Annotated in this window: 18 protein-coding genes and 1 pseudogene; 7 read left to right on the top strand and 12 right to left on the bottom strand. The window is 71.3% G+C overall.

The genetic code is table 11. The annotated features are described in order from the left end of the window. Positions 1–10 precede the first annotated feature (10 nt). The 5 genes from ACP4E5_RS35560 to ACP4E5_RS35540 all read right to left on the bottom strand — a co-directional run bounded on the left by ACP4E5_RS35560 (position 11) and on the right by ACP4E5_RS35540 (position 5,653). A complete protein-coding gene (locus ACP4E5_RS35560; RefSeq protein WP_425836022.1) occupies positions 11–1,207 on the bottom strand; it encodes an acetylornithine transaminase in 1,197 nt (398 codons plus the stop codon). Further along, on the bottom strand, positions 1,204–2,160 hold the full coding sequence (gene argB, locus ACP4E5_RS35555) for an acetylglutamate kinase (RefSeq protein ID WP_425836020.1): 957 nt from the start codon (positions 2,158–2,160) through the stop codon (positions 1,204–1,206). Before argB ends, ACP4E5_RS35560 begins: the two co-directional genes overlap by 4 nt. Further along, positions 2,157–3,308, bottom strand: a complete 1,152-nt coding sequence (gene argJ / locus ACP4E5_RS35550) for a bifunctional glutamate N-acetyltransferase/amino-acid acetyltransferase ArgJ (protein ID WP_425836018.1) — start codon at positions 3,306–3,308, stop codon at positions 2,157–2,159. The genes argB and argJ overlap by 4 nt, the downstream gene beginning before the upstream one ends. Then, positions 3,305–4,342: an N-acetyl-gamma-glutamyl-phosphate reductase gene (gene argC / locus ACP4E5_RS35545; protein ID WP_425836016.1), complete on the bottom strand. Its 1,038-nt coding sequence runs from the start codon at positions 4,340–4,342 to the stop codon at positions 3,305–3,307. The genes argJ and argC overlap by 4 nt, the downstream gene beginning before the upstream one ends. 102 nt (positions 4,343–4,444) lie before the next feature. Continuing rightward, a complete protein-coding gene (locus tag ACP4E5_RS35540; protein WP_425836014.1) occupies positions 4,445–5,653 on the bottom strand; it encodes a hypothetical protein in 1,209 nt (402 codons plus the stop codon). A gap of 141 nt (positions 5,654–5,794) precedes the next feature. Between ACP4E5_RS35540 and ACP4E5_RS35535 the strand changes: the two genes are divergently transcribed. Both ACP4E5_RS35535 and ACP4E5_RS35530 read left to right on the top strand, forming a co-directional pair. Next, the gene (locus ACP4E5_RS35535; RefSeq protein ID WP_425836012.1) at positions 5,795–6,787 is read left to right on the top strand and encodes an aldo/keto reductase; all 993 of its coding nucleotides are present in this window, start codon (positions 5,795–5,797) and stop codon (positions 6,785–6,787) included. A 4-nt stretch (positions 6,788–6,791) separates the two neighbouring features. Then, complete coding sequence (locus ACP4E5_RS35530) at positions 6,792–7,619, top strand: hypothetical protein (protein ID WP_425836010.1); 828 nt, start codon at positions 6,792–6,794, stop codon at positions 7,617–7,619. Here the strand turns inward: ACP4E5_RS35530 and ACP4E5_RS35525 are convergent. After that, positions 7,606–10,100: pseudogene (locus tag ACP4E5_RS35525) on the bottom strand (alpha-L-arabinofuranosidase C-terminal domain-containing protein). The gene ACP4E5_RS35530 and the pseudogene ACP4E5_RS35525 sit on opposite strands and share 14 nt — an antisense overlap. Positions 10,101–10,217: 117 nt before the next feature. Between ACP4E5_RS35525 and ACP4E5_RS35520 the strand changes: the two are divergent. Beyond that, entirely contained in the window at positions 10,218–10,670 is a 453-nt protein-coding gene (locus ACP4E5_RS35520) for a DUF6314 family protein (RefSeq protein ID WP_425836008.1), read from the top strand. A gap of 109 nt (positions 10,671–10,779) precedes the next feature. Here the strand turns inward: ACP4E5_RS35520 and ACP4E5_RS35515 are convergent, their stop codons facing one another. Together ACP4E5_RS35515 and ACP4E5_RS35510 are read right to left on the bottom strand one after the other, a co-directional pair. Next, on the bottom strand, positions 10,780–11,220 hold the full coding sequence (locus ACP4E5_RS35515) for a GNAT family N-acetyltransferase (protein WP_425836007.1): 441 nt from the start codon (positions 11,218–11,220) through the stop codon (positions 10,780–10,782). Positions 11,221–11,230: 10 nt separating this feature from the next. Further along, positions 11,231–12,700: an aminotransferase-like domain-containing protein gene (locus ACP4E5_RS35510; RefSeq protein WP_425836005.1), complete on the bottom strand. Its 1,470-nt coding sequence runs from the start codon at positions 12,698–12,700 to the stop codon at positions 11,231–11,233. On the opposite strand from ACP4E5_RS35510, the gene ACP4E5_RS35505 reads away from it, so the two are divergent. After that, complete coding sequence (locus tag ACP4E5_RS35505; RefSeq protein WP_425836003.1) at positions 12,699–13,652, top strand: DMT family transporter; 954 nt, start codon at positions 12,699–12,701, stop codon at positions 13,650–13,652. The two genes, ACP4E5_RS35510 and ACP4E5_RS35505, sit on opposite strands and share 2 nt — an antisense overlap. An 87-nt stretch (positions 13,653–13,739) precedes the next feature. Next, on the top strand, positions 13,740–13,937 hold the full coding sequence (locus tag ACP4E5_RS35500; RefSeq protein WP_425836001.1) for a DUF1918 domain-containing protein: 198 nt from the start codon (positions 13,740–13,742) through the stop codon (positions 13,935–13,937). 22 nt (positions 13,938–13,959) lie between these two features. Here the strand turns inward: ACP4E5_RS35500 and ACP4E5_RS35495 are convergent, their stop codons facing one another. After that, entirely contained in the window at positions 13,960–15,156 is a 1,197-nt protein-coding gene (locus ACP4E5_RS35495) for a glycoside hydrolase family 10-like protein (protein WP_483030484.1), read from the bottom strand. A gap of 187 nt (positions 15,157–15,343) precedes the next feature. Here ACP4E5_RS35495 and ACP4E5_RS35490 point away from each other — a divergent pair, with 187 nt between their 5' ends. Continuing rightward, complete coding sequence (locus ACP4E5_RS35490) at positions 15,344–16,204, top strand: 3-hydroxybutyryl-CoA dehydrogenase (protein WP_425835997.1); 861 nt, start codon at positions 15,344–15,346, stop codon at positions 16,202–16,204. A gap of 220 nt (positions 16,205–16,424) precedes the next feature. Then, complete coding sequence (locus ACP4E5_RS35485; protein ID WP_425835995.1) at positions 16,425–16,682, top strand: hypothetical protein; 258 nt, start codon at positions 16,425–16,427, stop codon at positions 16,680–16,682. Positions 16,683–16,695: 13 nt separating this feature from the next. Here ACP4E5_RS35485 and ACP4E5_RS35480 read toward each other — a convergent pair whose 3' ends face one another. The 3 genes from ACP4E5_RS35480 to ACP4E5_RS35470 all read right to left on the bottom strand — a co-directional run bounded on the left by ACP4E5_RS35480 (position 16,696) and on the right by ACP4E5_RS35470 (position 20,003). Further along, positions 16,696–17,226 carry an NUDIX hydrolase gene (locus ACP4E5_RS35480; RefSeq protein WP_425835993.1) on the bottom strand — a complete coding sequence of 177 codons (531 nt, stop codon included), beginning with the start codon at positions 17,224–17,226 and terminating at the stop codon, positions 16,696–16,698. 72 nt (positions 17,227–17,298) lie between these two features. Further along, complete coding sequence (locus tag ACP4E5_RS35475) at positions 17,299–18,639, bottom strand: NsdA family TPR-like regulatory protein (RefSeq protein WP_425835991.1); 1,341 nt, start codon at positions 18,637–18,639, stop codon at positions 17,299–17,301. A 278-nt stretch (positions 18,640–18,917) separates the two neighbouring features. Further along, positions 18,918–20,003 (bottom strand): PP2C family protein-serine/threonine phosphatase, encoded by a 1,086-nt coding sequence (locus tag ACP4E5_RS35470; RefSeq protein ID WP_425835989.1) that lies wholly within the window; start codon positions 20,001–20,003, stop codon positions 18,918–18,920. Positions 20,004–20,018: the final 15 nt, after the last annotated feature.

The following is a 20,018-nucleotide window of genomic DNA, read 5'->3' as shown; positions in this document are numbered from 1 at the left end:
GTCCCATTCCTCAGGCTCGTCCTTCGTCGTCGGCGGCCGTGTCCAGTACGGCGGGCAGCGCCGCGAGGAACGCGTCCGCCTCGGCGTCGCTCAGGTTCAGCGGCGGCATGAGCCGGACGACGTCGGGTGCGGGCGCGTTCACCAGGAGGCCCGCTTCCTGGGCCGCCTGCTGCACCTGCGGCGCGCGCGGCCCGGTGAGCACGATACCCAGCAGCAGGCCCTCGCCCCTGACATGGCTGACCAGGGGGTGGCCGAGGGCCTCGACGCCCGCCTTGATGCGCTCGCCGACGGCCTTGGTGTTCTCCAGGAGGCCGTCACCCGCGATGGTGTCGAGGACCGCGAGGCCCGCCGCGCAGGCGACCGGGTTGCCTCCGAAGGTCGTGCCGTGCTGGCCGGGCTTCAGGAGCTTCGCCGTCTCGCCGAAGGCGATCGTCGCGCCGAGCGGGAGGCCGCCGCCGAGCCCCTTGGCGAGCGTCACGACGTCGGGCTCGATGCCCTCGTCCGCCTGGTACGCGAACCAGTGCCCGGTCCGGCCGACGCCGGTCTGCACCTCGTCGAGCACGAGCAGGGTGCCGGTGGCGCGGGTGATCTCGCGGGCCGCCCTGAGGTAACCGGCGGGCGGCACGACCACGCCGTTCTCCCCCTGGATCGGCTCGATGATGACGAAGGCCGTCTCTTCGGTGACGGCCGCCCTGAGCGCGTCCACGTCCCCGTACGGGACGTGCGTGACGTCTCCGGGCATCGGCGTGAAGCCGTCCTGCTTGCCGGGCTGGCCGGTCAGTGCGAGGGAGCCCATGGTGCGGCCGTGGAAGCCGCCGGTGGTGGCGACCATGTGGGTGCGGCCGGTGAGCCGGCCGATCTTGAACGCGCCCTCGTTGGCCTCGGCGCCCGAGTTGCAGAAGAAGACGGCGCCGTCCCGGCCGAAGAGCTGGAGGAGCCGCTCGGCGAGCGCGACGGGCGGTTCGGCGACGAAGAGGTTCGAGACGTGGCCGAGGGAGGCGATCTGCGTGGAGACGGCCTCGACGATCGCCGGGTGGGCGTGCCCCAGCGCGTTGACCGCGATGCCGCCGACGAAGTCCAGGTACTCCTTTCCGTCGGCGTCCCACAGCCTGGCGCCCGCGCCCTTGACGAGGGGCAGCCTCGGGGTGCCGTAGTTGTTCATCAGCGCGCCCTGCCAGCGCGTCGTCAACTCCTGGTTAGCGGTCACGAGTTGTCCTCCCCCTCGGTGTCGCCTTCTGTGTCGCCTTCTTTGTCGGCGATGACCATCGTGCCGATGCCTTCATCGGTGAAGATCTCCAGCAGGATCGAGTGCTGGACCCGGCCGTCGATGACGCGGGCGGTGTGCACGCCGTTGCGCACGGCGTGCAGGCAGCCCTCCATCTTCGGGACCATGCCGCTCGCCAGCTCCGGGAGCAGCTTCTCGAGTTCGGTGGCGGTGAGCCGGCTGATGACCTCGTCGGAGTGGGGCCAGTCCTCGTAGAGGCCCTCGACGTCGGTCAGCACCATCAGCGTCTCGGCGTCCAGCGCAGCAGCGAGTGCCGCAGCCGCCGTATCAGCATTGACGTTGTAGACATGCGAGTCGTCCTGGGAACGGGCGATCGAGGAGACGACCGGGATCCGGCCGTCGGCGAGCAGGGCCTCGATGGCGCCGGTGTCGATCTCGGTGATCTCGCCGACGCGGCCGATGTCGACCAGCTCGCCCTCGATGCGGGGCTGGTGCTTGGTGGCGGTGATGGTGTGCGCGTCCTCGCCGGTGATGCCGACGGCGAGCGGTCCGTGCTGGTTGAGCAGGCCGACCAGCTCGCGCTGCACCTGCCCGGCGAGCACCATCCGCACGACGTCCATGGCGTCCTCGGTGGTGACGCGAAGGCCCGCCTTGAACTCGCTGACGATGCCGTGCCGGTCGAGCGCCTTGCTGATCTGCGGGCCGCCGCCGTGCACCACGACGGGCTTGAGCCCCGCGTGGTGCAGGAAGACGACGTCCTGCGCGAACGCGGCCTTCAGGTCGTCGTCGATCATGGCGTTGCCGCCGAATTTGATGACGACCGTCTTGCCGTTGTGCCGGGTCAGCCAGGGCAGCGCCTCGATGAGCGTCTGGGCCTTGGGGAGCGCGGTGTGCTTGCGCGCGGTGGCCTGCTTGGTGTCGTTCGTCTCGCTCATGAGGAGTACGCGCTGTTCTCGTGGACGTAGTCGGCGGTCAGGTCGTTGGTCCAGATCGTCGCGCTTTCCGTGCCCGCGGCGAGGTCGGCGGTGACGACGACCTCCCGGTAGCGCATGTCGACCTCGTCGCGGTCCTCGCCGACGCCGCCGTTCTTGCACACCCATACGCCGTTGATCGCGACGTTCAGCTCGTCCGGCTCGAAGGTGGCCTTCGTGGTGCCGATCGCGGAGAGGACGCGGCCCCAGTTGGGGTCCTCGCCGTGGATGGCGCACTTGAGGAGGTTGTTACGGGCGATGGAGCGGCCCACCTCTACGGCCTCGTCCTCGCTCGCGGCGTTGATCACCTCGACCTTGATGTCCTTGCTGGCGCCCTCGGCGTCGCCGATGAGCTGTCGGCCGAGGTCGTCGCAGACGAGGCGGACGGCCTGGGCGAACTCCTCGTATTCCGGGGTCACTTCGGCGGCTCCGGAGGCGAGCAGCAGCACCGTGTCGTTCGTCGACATGCAGCCGTCGGAGTCGACCCGGTCGAAGGTGACGCGGGTGGCGTCGCGCAGCGCCCTGTCCAGGACGTCGCTGTCGAGGTCGGCGTCCGTGGTGAGGACGACCAGCATGGTGGCGAGGCCGGGGGCCAGCATGCCGGCGCCCTTCGCCATGCCGCCGACGGTCCAGCCCTCGCCCTGGTGCACCGCCGTCTTGTGCACGGAGTCGGTCGTCTTGATGGCGATCGCGGCCTTCTCGCCGCCGTGCTCGGAGAGCTGGGCCGCGGCCGTCTCCACGCCCGGCAGCACCTTGTCCATGGGCAGCAGCTCGCCGATGAGGCCGGTCGACGCGACGGCGACGTCCCCGGCGTTGACCTCCAGGACCTCGGCGACCTTCTCGGCCGTGGCGTGCGTGTCCTGGAAGCCCTTGGGGCCGGTGCAGGCGTTGGCGCCACCGGAGTTGAGGACGACGGCGGAGACGACGCCGCCCTTGAGGACCTGCTCGGACCACAGGACCGGGGCCGCCTTGACGCGGTTGGAGGTGAAGACGCCCGCGGCCGCCAGGCGGGGGCCGCGGTTGACCACGAGGGCCAGGTCCGCGTTCCCGCTGTTCTTGATTCCGGCGGCGATGCCCGCGGCCTGGAATCCCTTGGCTGCCGTCACACTCACGGCGCGACTCCGATCGTCGAGAGCCCGGTGGTCTCGTCGAGACCGAGGGCGATGTTCATGGACTGGATGGCACCGCCGGCGGTGCCCTTGGTCAGGTTGTCGATCGCGCTGATGACGATGACGCGGCCCGTGTCCGACGCCGCCCCGTCGTACGCGACCTGGATCTGCGCCGCGTTCGACCCGTACACGGCGGCCGTCTGCGGCCACTGCCCCTCGGGCAGCAGGTTGACGAACGGCTCGTCGCCGTACGCCTTCTCGTACGCGGCCCGTACGTGCTCGGCGGTGACGCCCGGCTTGGCCTTGGCGCTGCACGTGGCGAGGATGCCGCGGGGCATCGGCGCGAGCGTCGGCGTGAAGGAGACGGAGACCCGCTCCCCCGCCGCGGCGCTGAAGTTCTGGATCATCTCCGGGGTGTGCCGGTGACCGCCGCCCACCCCGTACGGCGACATGTTCCCCATGACCTCGCTGCCGAGCAGGTGCGGCTTGGCCGCCTTGCCCGCGCCGGAGGTGCCGGAGGAGGCGACGATCACGGCCTCGCTCTCCACGAGCCCCGCGGCGTACGCGGGGACGAGGGCGAGCGAGACGGCCGTCGGGTAGCAACCGGGAACCGCGATGCGCTTGGATCCCTCCAACGCGGCGCGGCCACCCGGCAGTTCGGGAAGGCCGTACGGCCAAGTACCGGCGTACGGGGAGCCGTAGAACGTCTCCCAGTCGCCCGCGTCCTTCAGCCGGAAGTCGGCGCCCATGTCGACGACGAGGACGTCCGGGCCGAGCTGCTCGGCGACGGCGGCGGACTGCCCGTGCGGCAGCGCCAGGAAGACGACATCGTGCCCCGCGAGCACCTCCGCCGTGGTCTCCTGGAGGACTCGGTCGGCGAGCGGGAAGAGGTGGGGCTGGAGCGCGCCCAGGCGCTGCCCCGCGTTCGAGTTGCCCGTCAGGGCGCCGATCTCCACCTCGGGGTGGGCGAGCAGCAGGCGCAGCACTTCGCCGCCCGCATATCCACTCGCCCCCGCCACTGCTGCGCGTACCGCCATGGAACCCTCCTCCTAGATGGCATGACTATACGTCGCCGTGCACGTTTATGCAACGAGTGGCGCTGTCGATGCGGAGGAGCCGCGGGAGGCGGCGCACGCGGTTCAGCCGCGTTCCAGGCGTACGACCACGGGCGCGCCGAACGGGTCGCCGGACTGACTGACCTCCACCTTTCCGGCGCCGATCCATTCGTCGGTGCCCGGTATGCGGTGGATCTCCTTCAGCCACAGCTGCTGGTTCGAGGCCTTGCGGGCGCCGGTCGACAGCGGCAGCCGCTTGCGTGTGATCTTTACGCAGCGGCCGGAGTCGGTCAGGTACCAGTTGCCCTCGAGGAAGAGGCCGCCCGAGTCCTGGCCGACGGGGACGCGGAGCGCGCACGCGCCGGGGGCGGGCTCCTGGTCGACCCACTTCGCGCCGTCCCGGCGCAGCCGGATGTACTGGTCCTCCGGTTCGGGGTCGACCTCGCCGTGGTTGAAGGAGTTGGTGCCGTAGGCGCGCACCTCCCCGCCTTCGAGCGCGACGACCTGCCCGAGGCCCGCGGCGGGCTCGGGCGGGATCGGCTCCTCGAAGCGGGCCTGTGGCGTGTCCACCGGTTTCCATGACGTGCCGTCCCAGTGCATGGAGGCGGGCTGGTCGTACCGCTCGCCGTGGGCCGTCTCGGTGCCGGGTCCCGTGGAGCGGCTGCCGACCGCCCACACGTCGTCGGGCCCGGCGGCGGCCAGGTCGGCCGCCCTGTACGGGAGCCGGGTCGTGGTCCAGCGCGTGCCATCGAAGTGGGCGGCGGTCCGCTCGCCGGTGAGCGTCCAGATGTCGTCGGTGGCGGTGGCCTCCAGTTCGCCCGCGCCGCCGGGCGGCGGATTCGGCACCGCGGCCCAGTGGGCGCCGTCCCACTGGGCCCACTTGGCCGCCGCCGCGTCCTCCTGCGGCACGCCTTCCCGGCGCGGCCTCGACCGCATCCACAGGGCCTTGTCGCCGACCTCCTCGAGCACCGGCGGGTAGCCGTCACCGTCGCCGAGGGCGTCGGGCAGGGGTTCGCGGGTCCAGCGCGTGCCGTCGTAGTGCAGCAGCAGGGACGCGTAGCCGCCGTCGTTCTCGGCGCCGGCCGCCCAGATGTCGTCCTCGGCGAGGACCGCGACGTCCGTCAGCTCGCCGTTGAAGTCCGCGATGTGCTCGAACTTCCAGGAGAGATCCGCCTTTTGGGCCTTCGGCGACGCGGGCGCCCCGTCGCCGTCGCCGCCCTTGGCCCCGCACCCGGTGACGGTCAGCAAGCAGGCCGCGAGAGCGGCGCACGCCACCCCTCCGTACCGGATCATGTGTCGCTCCCCCTCGTCGACCGCCGGCCCGTCCGGCGCGCGGGAAGCGTACCCGGGGCGCGATCGCTTGCCCTGGAGTGCGCTCCAGGTCATACCGTCGGGCACGTACCTCACCGGCACCACCACAGGAGGCAGCACGCCATGTCGAACCTTCCCACTCGCCGCCTGGGCGCGCTCACCGTCTCCGCGCAGGGCCTCGGCTGCATGGGCATGAGCCACGGCTTCGGCCCGTCCGACGACGAGCAGTCGATCGGCACGATCCACCGCGCCCTCGACCTCGGTGTCACCCTGCTCGACACGTCGGACTTCTACGGTTCCGGGCACAACGAGGAGCTGATCGGCCGCGCCCTCGCGGCGCCGGGCCGCCGTGAACAGGCCGTCCTCGCCACGAAGTTCGGCTTCGCCAACAAGTACGGCGAGCCCGTCGAGATCCGCGGCGACGCGGCGTACGTGCGTCAGGCCTGCGAGGCCTCGCTGCGCAGGCTCGGCGTCGACCACATCGACCTGTACTACCTGCACCGCGTCGACCGGGACGTGCCCATCGAGGAGACCGTGGGCGCCATGGCGGAGCTGGTGAAGGAGGGCAAGGTGCGCCACCTCGGCCTCTCGGAGGCGGGCGCGGACACGCTGCGCAAGGCGTACGCGACGCATCCCATCGCGGCGCTGCAGAGCGAGTTCTCGCTGTGGACGCGCGACCTGGAGGCGGAGATCCTGCCGGTGTGCCGCGAGCTGGGCATCGGCCTTGTGCCGTTCTCGCCGCTGGGGCGCGGCTTCCTCACCGGCGCCTACAAGTCGACGGAGCAGTTCAAGGAGGGCGACCTTCGCCGCTCCCAGCCTCGTTTCACGGACGGCAACCTGGAGCGCAATCTCGCGATCGTCGCGCGCCTGGAGGAGCTGGCGGCCGAGAAGGGCGTCACGGCGGGCCAGTTGGCGCTCGCCTGGGTGCAGCACCAGGGCGACGACGTGGTGCCGATCCCCGGCACGCGCCGCCAGAAGTACCTGGAGGAGAACGTCAAGGCCGCGACGCTGGAGCTGTCCGCGGACGACCTGGCCGCGATCGACGCGGCGGCGCCGGCGGGCGCGGTGGCCGGTGACCGCTACGACGCGGGCAGCTTGAAGTTCGTGAACGGCTGAGCACGTGCCTCACGTCCTGTGGCTGGGCGGCGCGCCCGGCGCCGGCAAGTCGACGGTCGCCGAGCGCCTCGCCCGCCGGTACGGCCTGCGCCGCTACCACGCCGACACGCGCACGTGGGCGCATCGCGACCGGGCGCTCGCAGCGCACGACGAGTCGGCCGTCCGCTTCGAGACGCTGCCGCCCGACGAGCGCTGGGCGAGACCCGTGGACGAGCTCTTCGCGATGTCGCTGCACCGGGAGCGCGGCCCGATGCTCGTCGACGACGTACGGGCGCTGCCCCCGGCCCCGCTGACGGTGGCCGAGGGCACGACGGTCACTCCGGAGGTCGCCCGGGCCCTCCCCGGCCGGGCCGCGCTGTGGCTGCTGCCGACCCCCGAGCTGCTCGAAAAGCGGCTCCTGGAGCGGGAGTTGAGTCCCGGCCCACTGGCCCTGTACCGCCGCCTGGCGCAGGAGATCGAGGACGAGGTACGGGAGTCCGGCGCGCCTTTCCTGACCGTCGACGGCACCGCGGACACCACGGAGGAGGTCGCCCGCCTCTGGGCGGCCCCGCTCGCCGCGGGCCCGCATGCCGCCACGCCCGCCGAGCGCCGCGCCCTGCTCCGGGAGGCGAATGAGGCCGTCGTCGCCCAGATCGCCGGGTACTTCGGCCGGCCCTGGGCGCGCGGCGAGCCGGGCGACAGGGCGGTGGATCTCTCCTGTGAGTGCGGGGACACCGGCTGTACCGCGAGGGTGACGCGCGCGGCGACGGGGGTCCCGGCGGCCCCCCTCCTTGCCTCCGGGCACCGCGTGCGTCAACTCACTCCGGGATCAGGGTCGTTCAGGCCTTCCTGATCCTCAGGAAGGTCACCGAGTTCCCCGGGAACGTGTACGTGAACCTGTCGGTGACGCCGTCGAAGGTCGATGTCACCGGCTTCACGGGCAGGTCGGTCGCCGTGTTCTCGGCGTCGGGCGCCGCGGTCAGCGTCGTGACCGCCGCCGAGTGCGCGACGTCGGCGCCGCCGAGGTCAACCTTCGTACGGGCCGCGGAGTCCTGCGCGTTGACGACCTTGACGATCAGGTCGCCGGTCCTCTTGTCCTTGGTGACCACCTGGCGGAACGGCTCGGCCGGCTTGTCGTCCTTGAACGAGCCCCATTCCTGGCCGTCGAGGTACAGCGTCACCTGACGACCCCGGACCTTGATGTCGATGTCGTAGGCGCGACCGGTCTCGATCGATCCGGCCTTGGACAGGAGGGTCGACTTGCCGCCGTTCACGGCCTGCTCGACGGCGGACTGCGTGTTGTTCCAGCCGCCCAGGTTCCACCAGTAGTAGTTCCCGGTGTCCTTGACGCCGAAGGCGACGAGGAAGCCCTCCTTGCCGGACTTCTTGGTGGCCCTGGCGTGCAGGTCGTAGTTCTGCCAGCTCGGGTCGCCCGCCGTGACCAGGGTGTTCTCGGCGGCCTCGTCGGACTGCACGTACTGGCCGTCCTGGACGCTCCAACTCCCGCTGCCCGTACCGGTCCACTGGGAGGCGTCACCGCTGAAGTCGTCGCTCAGCAGCGTCTTTCCGTCGGCGTCGGTGACCTTCACGTCGTCGTACGCGGCGCTGGTGGCCCATGTCGACAGGCCCACGGCGCCGGTGATCGGCTCCAGGGTCGACGGGGTGGCGGTGGCCTTCGAGGGGACGACGCGGTCGCCGACGTTGCGCATGAAGAGCTTCTGCACCTCGTAGTCGGCCGAACCCCACGACTTCTGGTCGTTGAACCAGATCATGTCGGGCGTCCACTGCACGGTGTCGGTGCGGGCGAACAGCGGGGCGTAGGAGGCGAGTTTGACGACGTCCGCGTTGCGTTCGAGGCCCGTCATGTAGGCGGCTTCGGACATGGCGTTGGACCACTGGTTGCCGAGCGAGGCGTACTCGCCGAGGAAGACCTTGGGGCCCTGCCGGTCGTAGGAATCGTAGCGCTCGTTGTTCTGCAGGAACCACCGCGGGCTGTTGTAGTAGTGCTCGTCGACCATGTCGACCTTCGCGTCCTTGTTGAGCTTCCAGGCCGTGTCGAAGGTCGAACCGCTGTCGTCGGGGCCCGAGTTGGAGATGACCGTGACGTCCGGGTACCTGGCCTCGATGGCGGCGCGGAACTGCCTGAAGCGCGCGAAGAACTCGGTGGGCAGGTTCTCCTCGTTGCCGACCTCGAGGTGTGTGAGGTGGAAGGGCTTCGGGTGGCCCATGTCGGCGCGGAGCTTGCCCCACTTGGTACTCGTCGGCCCGTTGGCGAACTCGATCAGGTCGAGGGTGTCCTGGATGTGCCGCTTCAGGAGCGCGTCGTCGTCGGTGGCCTTGTTCTGGCCGCAGCCGGTGACGAGTGCGGGAACGACGGGCAGCGGCATCGCGCCGACGTCCTCGGCGAACTGGAAGTACTCGTAGTATCCGAGGCCGTAACTCTGGTTGCAACCCCAGAAGTTGGCGTTGGTGGCGCGCTGCTCGACGGGGCCGACGGTGTCCTTCCACTGGTACGAGCGCTTGCGCTCGTAGCCGGAGGCCTCGTCGTACCCCTTCATGGAGCCGGTGTTCACCAGGCAGCCGCCGGGGAAGCGCACGAAGCCGGGCTTGAGGTCCGCGACCTTCTCGGCGAGGTCCCTGCGCAGGCCGTTCTTGTGGCCCTTGTAGGTGTCGCGCGGGAAGAGGGACACCATGTCGAGCGCGGCGTCCTTCGTGGTGGCGACGGTGAGGCGGCCCGTCGTGGTGTCCTGCTTCGGCGTGAACGTCGCCTTGTACTGGGCCCAGCCACCGCGCGTCCGGATCTTGCGCGGCGCCGCGAGGGCGCCGTCGGCGTCGCCGAGGGTCACGGTCAGCTCGGAGTCGCCTCGTGCCCAGACCGAGAAGTCGTACGCCTCACCCTTCTTGAGCGTGTAGCCGGTGCCGTAGCCGGAGTTGGTGGCGCTCGAACCGGCGCCCAGGGAGAGGTAGTTGCGATTGCGGGCGTTCAGCCGGCCGTCGTCGTCCGTGACCTTCGCCGTGCCGCTCGTCTTCCAGGCGGTGAGCGGGGTGTAGGCGTTGTTGTCGGCGGTGGAGTACCGAAGGACCGGTTCTGTACGAGTTCGGCGTAGAGCCCGCCGTCGGCGGCCCGGTTGATGTCCTCGAAGAAGACGCCGTACATCGTGTCGTCGATGGCCGCGCCCGAGCGGCTCGGGTCGACGGTGACGGAATAGTCGGTGGCGTCGGCCTTCGTATCGGCCCCGGCGGCCGATGACGGCAACACAGCCGTGCCCACCAGCAGGGAGCCCACCGCCGCCCCGAGCACCGGTCTCCAGCCTCTGCGTCGTCCACGCGTCATGCGCACTCCCTCGGATTGTTCGGGATTTCGTACGGCGTCCTAAACTGCGAACGGCAACATAGGAAGCAGCGGTACGCGCGTCAACGGTTCGCGCAGAGGTGAGCGGGAGTGGTGTGCGTGACGAGTGAACTCTGGCCGGTTTCCGACGTGTTGGCGTTCCTGGCGGGGCGCTGGCGGGTCGAGCGGACGGTGCGGGATCTGTCCGAGGACGTGACGGGGACGTTCAGCGGAACGACCGACTTCACGGCCGAGGGGGACGGCCTGCTGCACTTCGAGTCGGGGACGTTCGAGTGGCACGGGGTCGCCCGGCCCGCCGAGCGCACGCTCCGCTACCTGCCGGGAGCGGAGCCCGGCACCGCCGTCGTGCACTTCTCCGACGACCGGTTCTTCCACGACCTGGATCTGCGGTCGGGCCATCACGTCGCCGACCACCCGTGTTCGGCCGACCTCTACCGGGGCGAGTTCTCCGTGTACGACGCGGAGCGGTGGCGCACCGTGTGGCGCGTGAAGGGGCCGGCGAAGGACCTCCGGCTTACGACGGATTATCGGCGGGCCGTGGCTGGTGGGTAGGCGGGGGGCGAGGTCGCGGGGCTCTGCCCCGGGCCCCGCTGCTCAATCGCCGCAGGGGCTTGATTCACCGGAGCCGCCCCTCAGTCGCCCGACGGCCCGGCGGCCCTGATCAATCGAAGTACAGCGCCATCCACCGGTCCGGGTGTTCCAGGGGCGCGAAGCCGACCTCCTCGTACACCCCGTGGGCGTCCTCGGTCGCCAGGAGAACGCGGCGGACGCCGAGCGGCTCCAAGTGGTCGCGGATCGCGGCCACCATCGCCTTGCCGATGCCCTTGCCGCGCACCGATCGGTCCACGTACACGTCGCAGAGCCAGGCGAACGTGGCCTCGTCCGTGACCACGCGCGCGTAGGCGACCTGTTCGCCCGAAGCGGTGTCGTACACACCGAAGTTGAGGGATCCGGCGATCGCCTTGTCCTGCTTGTCGCGCGGGCGGCCGAGCGCCCAGTACGCGTCCTCGGAGAGCCACGCGTGGACGCGGTCCCTGTCGAGGCGGGCGGGGTCGGTGGATATCGCGTAGCCGTCGGGCAGAGGGCTGGATGGGCTGGTCATACGGGGATCCTCACAGGTCGGAGGCGTGCGCGTCGAGCCGATTCGGGGGCAGCACCTCCGCGCAGGCGGCCTTCAGGCGCCGTACGCCCTCGGTGATCTCGGCGGTCGCCGCGACGCCCACGAAGCTCAGCCGGATGTGCGGCGCCGGAGGCTCGGCCGAGAAGTACGGGCGGCCGGGAGCGACGGCGACGCCCGCGCGCAGGGCGCCCGCGACCAGTGCCGTCTCGTCGCTGCCCTCCGGCAGGCGCAGCCACAGGTGATAGCCGCCGGCCGGGATGTGCGTGAGGTCGAGCGCGGGGAGGTCCATGGTGATCGCGGCCGCCAGGATGTCGCGGCGGGACCTCAACTCCCCTGCCAAGGTGCGCAGATGGCGCGGCCAGGCCGGGGAGCCGACGAGTTCGAGCGTGGCCTCCTGGAGCGGGCGCGGGACGAAGAGGTGGTCGACGACCTGGATCGCGCGCAGCCGTTCGAGGACGGGCCCGCGGGCGGCGAGGCAGCCGATGCGCAGGCTCGGCGACGTCGCCTTCGTCAGCGAGCAGACATGGACCACCACCCCGTCCGGGTCCTCGCTCGCCAGCGGCCTCGGCAGCGGCCCCGCGTCCTCGTGGACGAGCCGGCGCACGAAGTCGTCCTCGACGATGAACGCCCCGGCCTCCCGCGCGATCCGCAGCACCTCGGGGCGGCGGTCGGCGGAGAGCACCGCTCCCGTCGGGTTCTGGAACAGCGGCTGGCACACGAAGAGCCTGGCGCCGGTCGCCCTGAAGGCCTGCGCGAGGAGTTCGGGGCGCACGCCGTCCCGGTCCACCGGCACCGGCACGGGCCGAAGGCCCGCCGCCCGCGCGATCGCCAGCATGCCCGGATACGTGGGCGATTCGACGAGCACGGGGGCGCCGGGCGGCGCGAGCGCGCGCAGCGCCGTGGTCAGCGCCGACTGCCCGCCGAACGTGATCAGCACGTCCGAGGCGGAGACCGCCCCGCCGATGCCGCGCGCGAACCACTCACGCAGTTCGGGGAGGCCGTCGACGGGCGGCTTGGCCCAGGCCCCGGGGCGTCGTCCGGCGCGGGCGAGGGCGGCGGACATGGCGGTGCCCGGCTGGAGCACCGGGTGCAGATAGCCGGTGTTGAGCTCGATCACGCCGGGTGGCGGCGGCGACAGCGTCACCAGGACGCCCGCCGCGTCGACCGCGCGCGGCACGACCTCCGTCGCGGCATCGGCGCTGAGCGCGACCTCCTGCCAGGAGGTGTCGCCGACGGGCCCGGCCGTGGCCCGCGCCTCGGCCCGGTAGGCGCCGGCTCCGGGGCGGGTGACGACGAGACCCTCGGCGGCGAGCTGGGAGAGCGCACGGGAGACCGTCACCGGGCTCACCTTGAAGCGGTCGACGAGGGACCGGCTCGACGGCAGCTTTTCACCCGGCGAGTAGCGGTTCAGCTCGGATCGGAGCTGTTTCGCCAGTTCTGCCACGCTGCTACTCTGTTGCATGAGAGCAAAGAATAGCGCTACCGAGCGGGAGCGGGTAGCAGTTGCCGAGCGGCCGACCGCCGCGGCCGCCGCGCTCGCGCCCCAGGTCCGGCCGGGCAGGCTCGCCGGAACGCTGCTCGCCGCCGTCGGTGTCACGTCCTTCTCGCTCACCTTCCCCGCCACGGCCTGGGGCCTCGAAGGCTTCGGCCCCTACTCCCTGATCAGCGTGCGCTGCACCCTGGCCGCGCTCGTCGCGGGCGCCTGCCTGCTGGCCCTGCGCGTCCGCGTCCCCGAGCGGCGGCACTGGGCGGGCCTCGCCGTCGTCGCCGCCGGAGTGGTGGTCGGCTTCCCGCTGCTCACCACGCTCGCGCTGGAGACGGCGACGACCGCGCACTCCGCGGTGGTGGTCGGCCTGCTTCCATTGACCACGGCCGTCTTCTCGTCGATACGCACCGGGTCCCGGCCCTCGCGCACCTTCTGGATCGCCGCGTGCGTGGGCGCGGCCGCGGTCATCGCGTTCACGGTGCAGCAGAGCGGCGGCGCCCTCACCCGGGCCGACCTGTTCCTGTTCGGGGCGCTGCTGATCTGCGCGGCGGGCTACACCGAGGGCGGCCGGCTCGCGTCCGTGATGCCGGGCTGGCAGGTCATCGCGTGGGCCCTCGCGCTGTGCCTGCCGCTCGCCGTGGCGGGCGCGGCGATCTCCCTCCCGTACGAGCCCGTGCACCTGACCGGGCACACGGTGGCGGGGCTGCTGTGGGTGGCGATCGGTTCGCAGTTCCTCGGCCTGGTCGTCTGGTACAAGGGCATGGCGCTGATCGGCATCCCGAAGGCGAGCCAACTCCAGCTGGCGCAGCCGCTGTTGACGCTCGTCTGGTCGGTCGCACTGCTCGGCGAGGCGCTGCCGGTCGCGGCGCCGCTCACCGCGGTGGCGGTCCTGCTGTGCATCGCCGCGACCCAGCGCGCGCGTGGCTGAGGAGGGGTCCAAGCTCCTTGCGCCGCCGTACACTTGGCGCAACGCACGGCCCGTAGGCACTTGAGCACGTAGAGGAGGTCCCTCCTGATGCGCGCAACCGTAGGAGACCAGCTCCTGGTGCACGGCCGGATCGTCGGGCAGCACGACCGGGTGGCTCAGATCATCGAAGTGCTCGGCGCGGACGGCGATCCGCCGTTCCGCGTGCGGTTCGAGGACGGCCACGAGGCGGTCATGTCGCCGGGTCCCGACGCGGTCGTCCAGCACGGCGCCGCCAAGAAGGCCTGAGCCGGCAGCGGGCGGCCTCCGGTCAGTAGTGGTCCGCGACCAGGCGGGCCATCGCGCCGTTCCTGTCCTGCCCGACCTCCTTGGCCGAGAAGAAGACGTGCCCGCGCACCTCGGGGAAGCGGTCCGCGAACGTGAGGTGCCGGGACAGCTCGGCGGGGTCCTGCCAGGCGGCGGGCTGCGCCGGATCGCCCGCCTTGTAGAGCGCCTCGCCCACGTAGAGGCGCACGCCCGTGCCCCGCGCGACCTCGGCCCACCACGGCACGAGCTTCGCGTAGTCGGCCGCCGCGAAGCCGATGTTCCAATACACCTGCGGCACGACGTAGTCGATCCACCGCTCGCGCACCCACTTACGGGTGTCCGCGTGCAGGTCGTCGTAGGTCTGCACGCCCGCCGTGGTGTCGGAGCCCAGGGGGTCGGTGGCCCTGTTGCGCCACACCCCGAAGGGGCTGATGCCGAACCGGGCCCGGGGTCTGGTCCTCTTGACGCGCGCGGCCGTCTCCCGGATCAGCCGGTCGATGTTGTCGCGCCGCCAGGCCGCCCGGTCCGGGAAGCCACCGCCGTACGTCGCGTACGCCGCGTCGTCGTCGAAGGTCTGGCCCGCGACGGGATACGGGTAGAAGTAGTCGTCGAAGTGCACGGCGTCGACCGGGTACTTCTCGACCGCGTCCAGCATCGCGTCCTCGACGAAGCGGCGGACCTCCGGCAGACCGGGGTTGTAGTAGAGCTTCCCGCCGTAGGTGACGACCCAGTCGGGGTGCAGCCGCGCCGGATGGGTGGGGATCAGCCGGCTCGGGTCCGTGTGGTTGGCGATCCGGTACGGGTTGCACCAGGCGTGCAGCTCCAGGCCGCGCGCGTGCGCCTCGGTCACCGCCGTGCCCAGCGGGTCCCAGCCGGGGTCCTGCCCCTGCGTTCCGGTGAGGACGGCGGACCACGGCTCGTGATCGGAGGGCCACAGCGCGTCGGCGGTCGGCCGGATCTGGAAGATCACGGTGTTGAGCCTGCGGCGAACGGCCGTGTCCAGGTGCGCGATCAGCTCGGCGCGCTGTTCGGCGGCGCTCAGCCCCGCCCGCGAGGGCCAGTCCCGGTTCGCCACCGTGGCCAGCCACATCCCCCGCAGGTCCCGCCGCACCGGCACCGAGGCGGCGGCGTCCGCGGCCGTCACCGCGGTCAGCGCGAGGGCCGCCCCAAGAGTGAAACCACGCCGCGAAATACGTGAGATACGTCCCATAGGTTCCCCCCGGCCTCGTGTGACACGGTGTTGCCCGCATGAACAGGCGTTAACCCGGGCTCCACCCCACCCATGTCTACGGGGTAACGTGCGGATCCGGAAGCCCCCGGCGAGACACCGTGCCCCTGGCACCGGTGATCCCCGGACGAAGAGCGAAAGGCACGAGGTGACGGACCCCTTGAGTGACATCCAACGCGTCGGCGTGGTGGGTTGCGGCCAGATGGGCGCCGGAATCGCGGAGGTCTGCGCCCGTGCGGGACTCGACGTGAAGGTGGCCGAAACCACCGGCGAGGCCCTGGAGTACGGACGCACGCGACTGCTCAGCTCCCTGTCGAAGGCGGCCGCGCGCGGCAAGATCACCGAGGAGGAGCTGGCCGAGACGCAGGAGCGCCTCACCTTCACCACGGACCTCGGCGAGTTCTCCGACCGTGACCTCGTCATCGAGGCGGTCGTCGAGAACGAGCAGGTGAAGACGGAGATCTTCCAGGTCCTCGACCAGGTCGTGACCAGGTCCGACGCGATCCTCGCGTCGAACACCTCGTCCATCCCGCTGGTGAAGCTGGCCGTGGCGACGTCCCGCCCGGACCACGTGGTCGGCATCCACTTCTTCAACCCGGCGCCGGTACAGAAGCTCGTCGAGCTGATCCCGGCGCTCACCACCTCCGAGGGCACGATCAGCCGCGCCCAGGTCCTGGTGGAGAAGATCCTCGGCAAGCACGCGATCCGCGCCCAGGACCGCTCGGGCTTCGTGGTGAACGCGCTGCTCGTGCCGTATCTGCTCTCCTCCATCCGGATGTTCGAGTCGGGCATCGCGAGCCGCGAGGACATCGACAACGGGATGGAGCTCGGCTGCGCCCACCCGATGGGCCCGCTCAAGCTCTCCGACCTGATCGGCCTCGACACCATCGTCTCCATCGCGGACTCGATGTACGACGAGTACAAGGAGCCGCTGTACGCCGCTCCCCCGCTGCTCCAGCGGATGGTCGACGCGGGCCGGCTCGGCCGCAAGAGCGGTTCGGGCTTCTACACCTACGCCTGAGGCCCACGCCTGAGACCTTTGCCCGACCACGCAGCGTAATCCGCGAGTGGGCCCGGTGCTCTTCGGAGCGCCGGGCCCACTGCGTTCGCACGGGGAGTGCGCGAGTGACTCGCATATGCCGCTCGCACACGCTCCCGCCGTGCCCACCAGGCGAGTTGACTTCCGGTGCGTACATCAGCGACGACACGGCTGATGCCGCGATCAAGGAAGGAGCGTACTCGTGACCACCGACCCGGATCATCCTGTGGTCCCCGAAGAACTCGCAGAGTTACGGCGGGTCTTCGAGGTCCAGCTGGCCCGCATCGACGGTCAACTGGCCCTGCACACACACCGCGACGACCAGACCGCCAAGGATCAGCACGATCTCAGCGCCCGGCTCAGCGCGCTCGAGAACACCCGCTGGCCGCTGCCCACGGTGGCCGCGCTGACCTCGGTCGGCGCGCTGGCCATCGCGGTGTGGCAAGCTCTCGGACACTAGCCCCCGAAGGGTGCTAGCCGAGGCTCTGATGGTGCAGGAGAAGTAGTGCGGCCGCCATGTTGGCGGCCGGGACCTCTCCGCGAGCGATCATGTCGGGGACGAGTTTGAGCGGGACCCATTCCCTGCGGTCCGACTCGAAGTCGTCCTGGGGGTGGCCGATGTACGTTCCCTCGTCGGTCCAGTAGATGTGGTGCCGGGCGTCCGTGAGGCCGTTGGACGGTTCGACGCTCATCAGGTGCCGCAGCGGTCCCGGCCGCCAGCCGGTCTCCTCCTCCAATTCCCTTGCCGCCGCGTACGCGATGTCCTCCCCGTCCTCGACGACACCCGCGGCGAGTTCCCAGCCCCAGCTGTCGGTGATGAAGCGGTGCCGCCACAGCAGGAGCACTTCGTGTGCCTCGTTGACGATCGTGGCCACGGCCACGGCGCGCAGACGTATCACGAAGTGGTCGAGGTGCCGGCCGTCGGGCAGAGCGACGTCTGCCAGGTTGACGCTGAACCATCGGTTTGCATACACAGTTTGTTCGTTCTGTTTCGTCCACTGCACGGTTCTGCCACCTTCCGCCGAGTTGCTGGCAATATCGCAGCAGTGGCGGTCGCGGGCTCCCCGCGTAAGGACTCACAGCGGCACGCGCAGTGCTCCGTCGATGAGTTCGGCGGCCTCGGCCGTACCCGCACAGCCGCTGCGCACGAGGTGCTCGCGGACGGCCCGGAGTCTGTCGCGCAGGCGCTGCGACTCCATGCCCCGGGCGGTCTCGGCCATCTCCACGGCGGTGACCACGGCCTGTTCCGCGTTCCCCTGTCTGAGCTGGATCTGGCTGAGCACGGCGAGCCGGTGCACACGCCCCCGGTCGTGCGCCGGGGTGTGCACCGCCTCCTGTGCGTGCTCCTTGGCGGCCGCGTAGTCCCCGAGACTCAACAGGGCCTCCGCCACCTGTACGTTGACGAATCCCGGCTGCACGTAACCCGTCTCGTCCGGCTCGTGTCCGCGCCGGATGCGATCGGCGGCGGACTCGGCACGCCGGATGCACTCCAGGGCGCTCGTACCGTCACCGAGGTGCGCGTACGCCTTCGCCTGCATCGCGTACAGATCCGACGCGAGCGCGGGCGAGATGTGCCGTCCTGCGGCCCGCAGCGCGGCCTCCGCGAAGGCGACGGCCTGGCGGTGATCGCGCATGTGCAGCGACTGGTTGACGAGCAGCGCGATGACATACGCGCCGAGTCCCCTGTCGGCACTGGCCTTCGCGAGCCGCAGCGCCTGGTGGAAATAGCGCTGCGCGAGCCCGTGCGCGTCGGAGTCGTACGCGCAGATGCCCGCGATGGCCACCAACCCGCCGGTGGCACGGTGCAGTTGGCGACCGGTGTCGTCGGTGTAGCTGCCGCGCAGCAGCGGCGCCGCCTCGGTGTTGAGGAAGCCGACGATGCGGCTGCGCGTCGCGATGCCGCCCGCCTTGCGGTACATCTGCTCGTAGTGGGCGCGGGCCGAACGCATCATCTCCAGGTCGGCGACGCTGACCGGGTGGCGGCCGCCGCGCGACACGTCGGTGTCCTCCGGCGGGTTCTCCCACTCCCACACCGGCATCACGGCCGGGGTGCCGGTGACGGCGGGCGCGTCCAGGATGTGCCGGCGCTGCTGCTGGTCGGAGCGCCACAGAGCGGTGGCCCGCTCCACGAAGCCGGACAGCGTCGTCACGTGCGCGGCGGCGGGCTCGCAGGAGATGCCGAGCCCGATGTCGTCGAGGGTGACGTGCCGCTGCAGGCGCGCCGCCAGCACCTCGCAGATCAGGTCCGGCACCTGGCCGCGCGGCCGCTGCCCCTTCAACCAGCGGGCGACCGCGGTGTGTTCGTAGCGGAGGGCGAGGCCGCGCGCCTTGCCCTCCTGGTTCACATGGGCCGCGAGTCCCGCATGGGAGACCCCGGCCTCGTCGAGAATCGCGTCGAGCAGGGTGTTGGGCTGCATCGGGAGCCTCCGTTGGCTCGGTGCCGCCAGCCTAGTCGAGGAGCGTTCACACGGGGTGTGATCGGAATGCCCAAGTCCGTGACGTGTGCGCTCTGTTGTGGCTGGTATGGACCCGGTTGACTGAACTGCCTCGAAAGAGGCCGGCCGGGCCGTCGGCTCCCCCTCGTACAGCGCGGCGGCCCGAATCCGCGTCGTCCGCCCGCTCGCCTGCCCGACACACTCCGCGACGGGCGGACGACGCGGCCCCCGGCCTCGTACGGTCGTGAACGGCCGGGAGGTCAGCGCACCCGGTGGGCGCTGCGCGCGGTGGGCCCGGCGTGCTGGGCGGGTACCCGGCTCCGGTCGTTGCGCAGCACGAGCAGCGCGGCGTCGTCGGCGAGCCGGCCGCCGACGTGGCACAGGAGCCGGCTGTAGACGGCGTGGACGACGGCCTGCGGGGTGATGGGCCCGCGGCGCACCGCCGCGTCCAGCGTGGACCGCAGCGGGAAGAATCGGCCATGGTGATCGCGGGCGTCCTCGACGCCGTCGGTGTGCAGCAGAAGCCCCTCGCCGGGCCGGACCCGCCCGCAGCGCACGGGCGACAGCTCGGCGGGCAGCGGGAACGGGCCGAGCGGAGGCATCGGATCGCCACCGCTCATCGGCTCCACGCAGCGCACGGCGCCGGGGCGCAGCAGATACGGCCAGGGATGACCGCAGTTGAGCGCGTGCACCGCGCCGTCCCGCCGGATCTCCAGGAGCAGCACCGTCACGAACTCCTCCGCGAGCGGGTTCTCCGGCTCCCCTCTGCCGGCGGCCGGGTGCTCGTCGCGGGCGCGCTGGCGCAGATAGCGGGCGTGCGCGCGCTCCAACCGCCGTAGCAGCGACCCGAGTTCGTCCTCGTCGTGCGCGGCCTCGCGAAAGCTGCCGAGTACGGCGCCGACGGTGCCGAGCGCGGCGATCCCGTGCCCCCGTACGTCGCCCATGACCACGCGGACCCCGTGATCGGTGGCGACGACGTCGTACAGGTCGCCGCCGATGCTGGCGCCGCGGTCGGCGGAGAGCTGTCCCGCGGCGAGCACGAGACCGTCGAGCCGGGCGGGCGGCGGGCGCAGCAGCGCGGACTGCGCGGCGTCCGCAACGGCCCGCGCCTCGCTCAACTCCCGCATCAGGGTGTGGCGTACGCGCAATATCAGCCCGGTGCCGACGGCGAAGAAGACGGCGCTCGTCGCGATCCGCGCACCCACCCCGTCCAGCTGCGCGAGCGGGCAGACGAACTTGTACGTCATGGCGACCGCGCCCCACACGGTCGGCAGGCCCAGCATCAACGTGCGCCGGGCGCGCCCGGTATCGAGTCCGGTGGGCGCCCTGGTCTTGATACGGATCATGCCGACGGCCCCCTA

Origin of the sequence: Streptomyces fractus (genome assembly GCF_049844455.1) — a bacterium.
Classification (GTDB): Bacteria; Actinomycetota; Actinomycetes; order Streptomycetales; family Streptomycetaceae; genus Streptomyces; species Streptomyces fractus.
Note: the sequence above shows the minus strand (reverse complement) of the source record. Positions and strands in the feature narration are given on the sequence as shown.

What these genes read in the sequence shown, in the direction of transcription:
- argB (WP_425836020.1), bottom strand. Translation starts at nt 2,160, where the DNA reads ATGAGCGAGACGAACGACACCAAGCAGGCCACCGCGCGCAAGCACACC.
- argC (WP_425836016.1), bottom strand. Translation starts at nt 4,342, where the DNA reads ATGGCGGTACGCGCAGCAGTGGCGGGGGCGAGTGGATATGCGGGCGGC.
- ACP4E5_RS35540 (WP_425836014.1), bottom strand. Translation starts at nt 5,653, where the DNA reads ATGATCCGGTACGGAGGGGTGGCGTGCGCCGCTCTCGCGGCCTGCTTG.
- ACP4E5_RS35535 (WP_425836012.1), top strand. Translation starts at nt 5,795, where the DNA reads ATGTCGAACCTTCCCACTCGCCGCCTGGGCGCGCTCACCGTCTCCGCG.
- ACP4E5_RS35515 (WP_425836007.1), bottom strand. Translation starts at nt 11,220, where the DNA reads ATGACCAGCCCATCCAGCCCTCTGCCCGACGGCTACGCGATATCCACC.
- ACP4E5_RS35505 (WP_425836003.1), top strand. Translation starts at nt 12,699, where the DNA reads ATGAGAGCAAAGAATAGCGCTACCGAGCGGGAGCGGGTAGCAGTTGCC.
- ACP4E5_RS35510 (WP_425836005.1), bottom strand. Translation starts at nt 12,700, where the DNA reads ATGCAACAGAGTAGCAGCGTGGCAGAACTGGCGAAACAGCTCCGATCC.
- ACP4E5_RS35500 (WP_425836001.1), top strand. Translation starts at nt 13,740, where the DNA reads ATGCGCGCAACCGTAGGAGACCAGCTCCTGGTGCACGGCCGGATCGTC.
- ACP4E5_RS35475 (WP_425835991.1), bottom strand. Translation starts at nt 18,639, where the DNA reads ATGCAGCCCAACACCCTGCTCGACGCGATTCTCGACGAGGCCGGGGTC.
- ACP4E5_RS35470 (WP_425835989.1), bottom strand. Translation starts at nt 20,003, where the DNA reads ATGATCCGTATCAAGACCAGGGCGCCCACCGGACTCGATACCGGGCGC.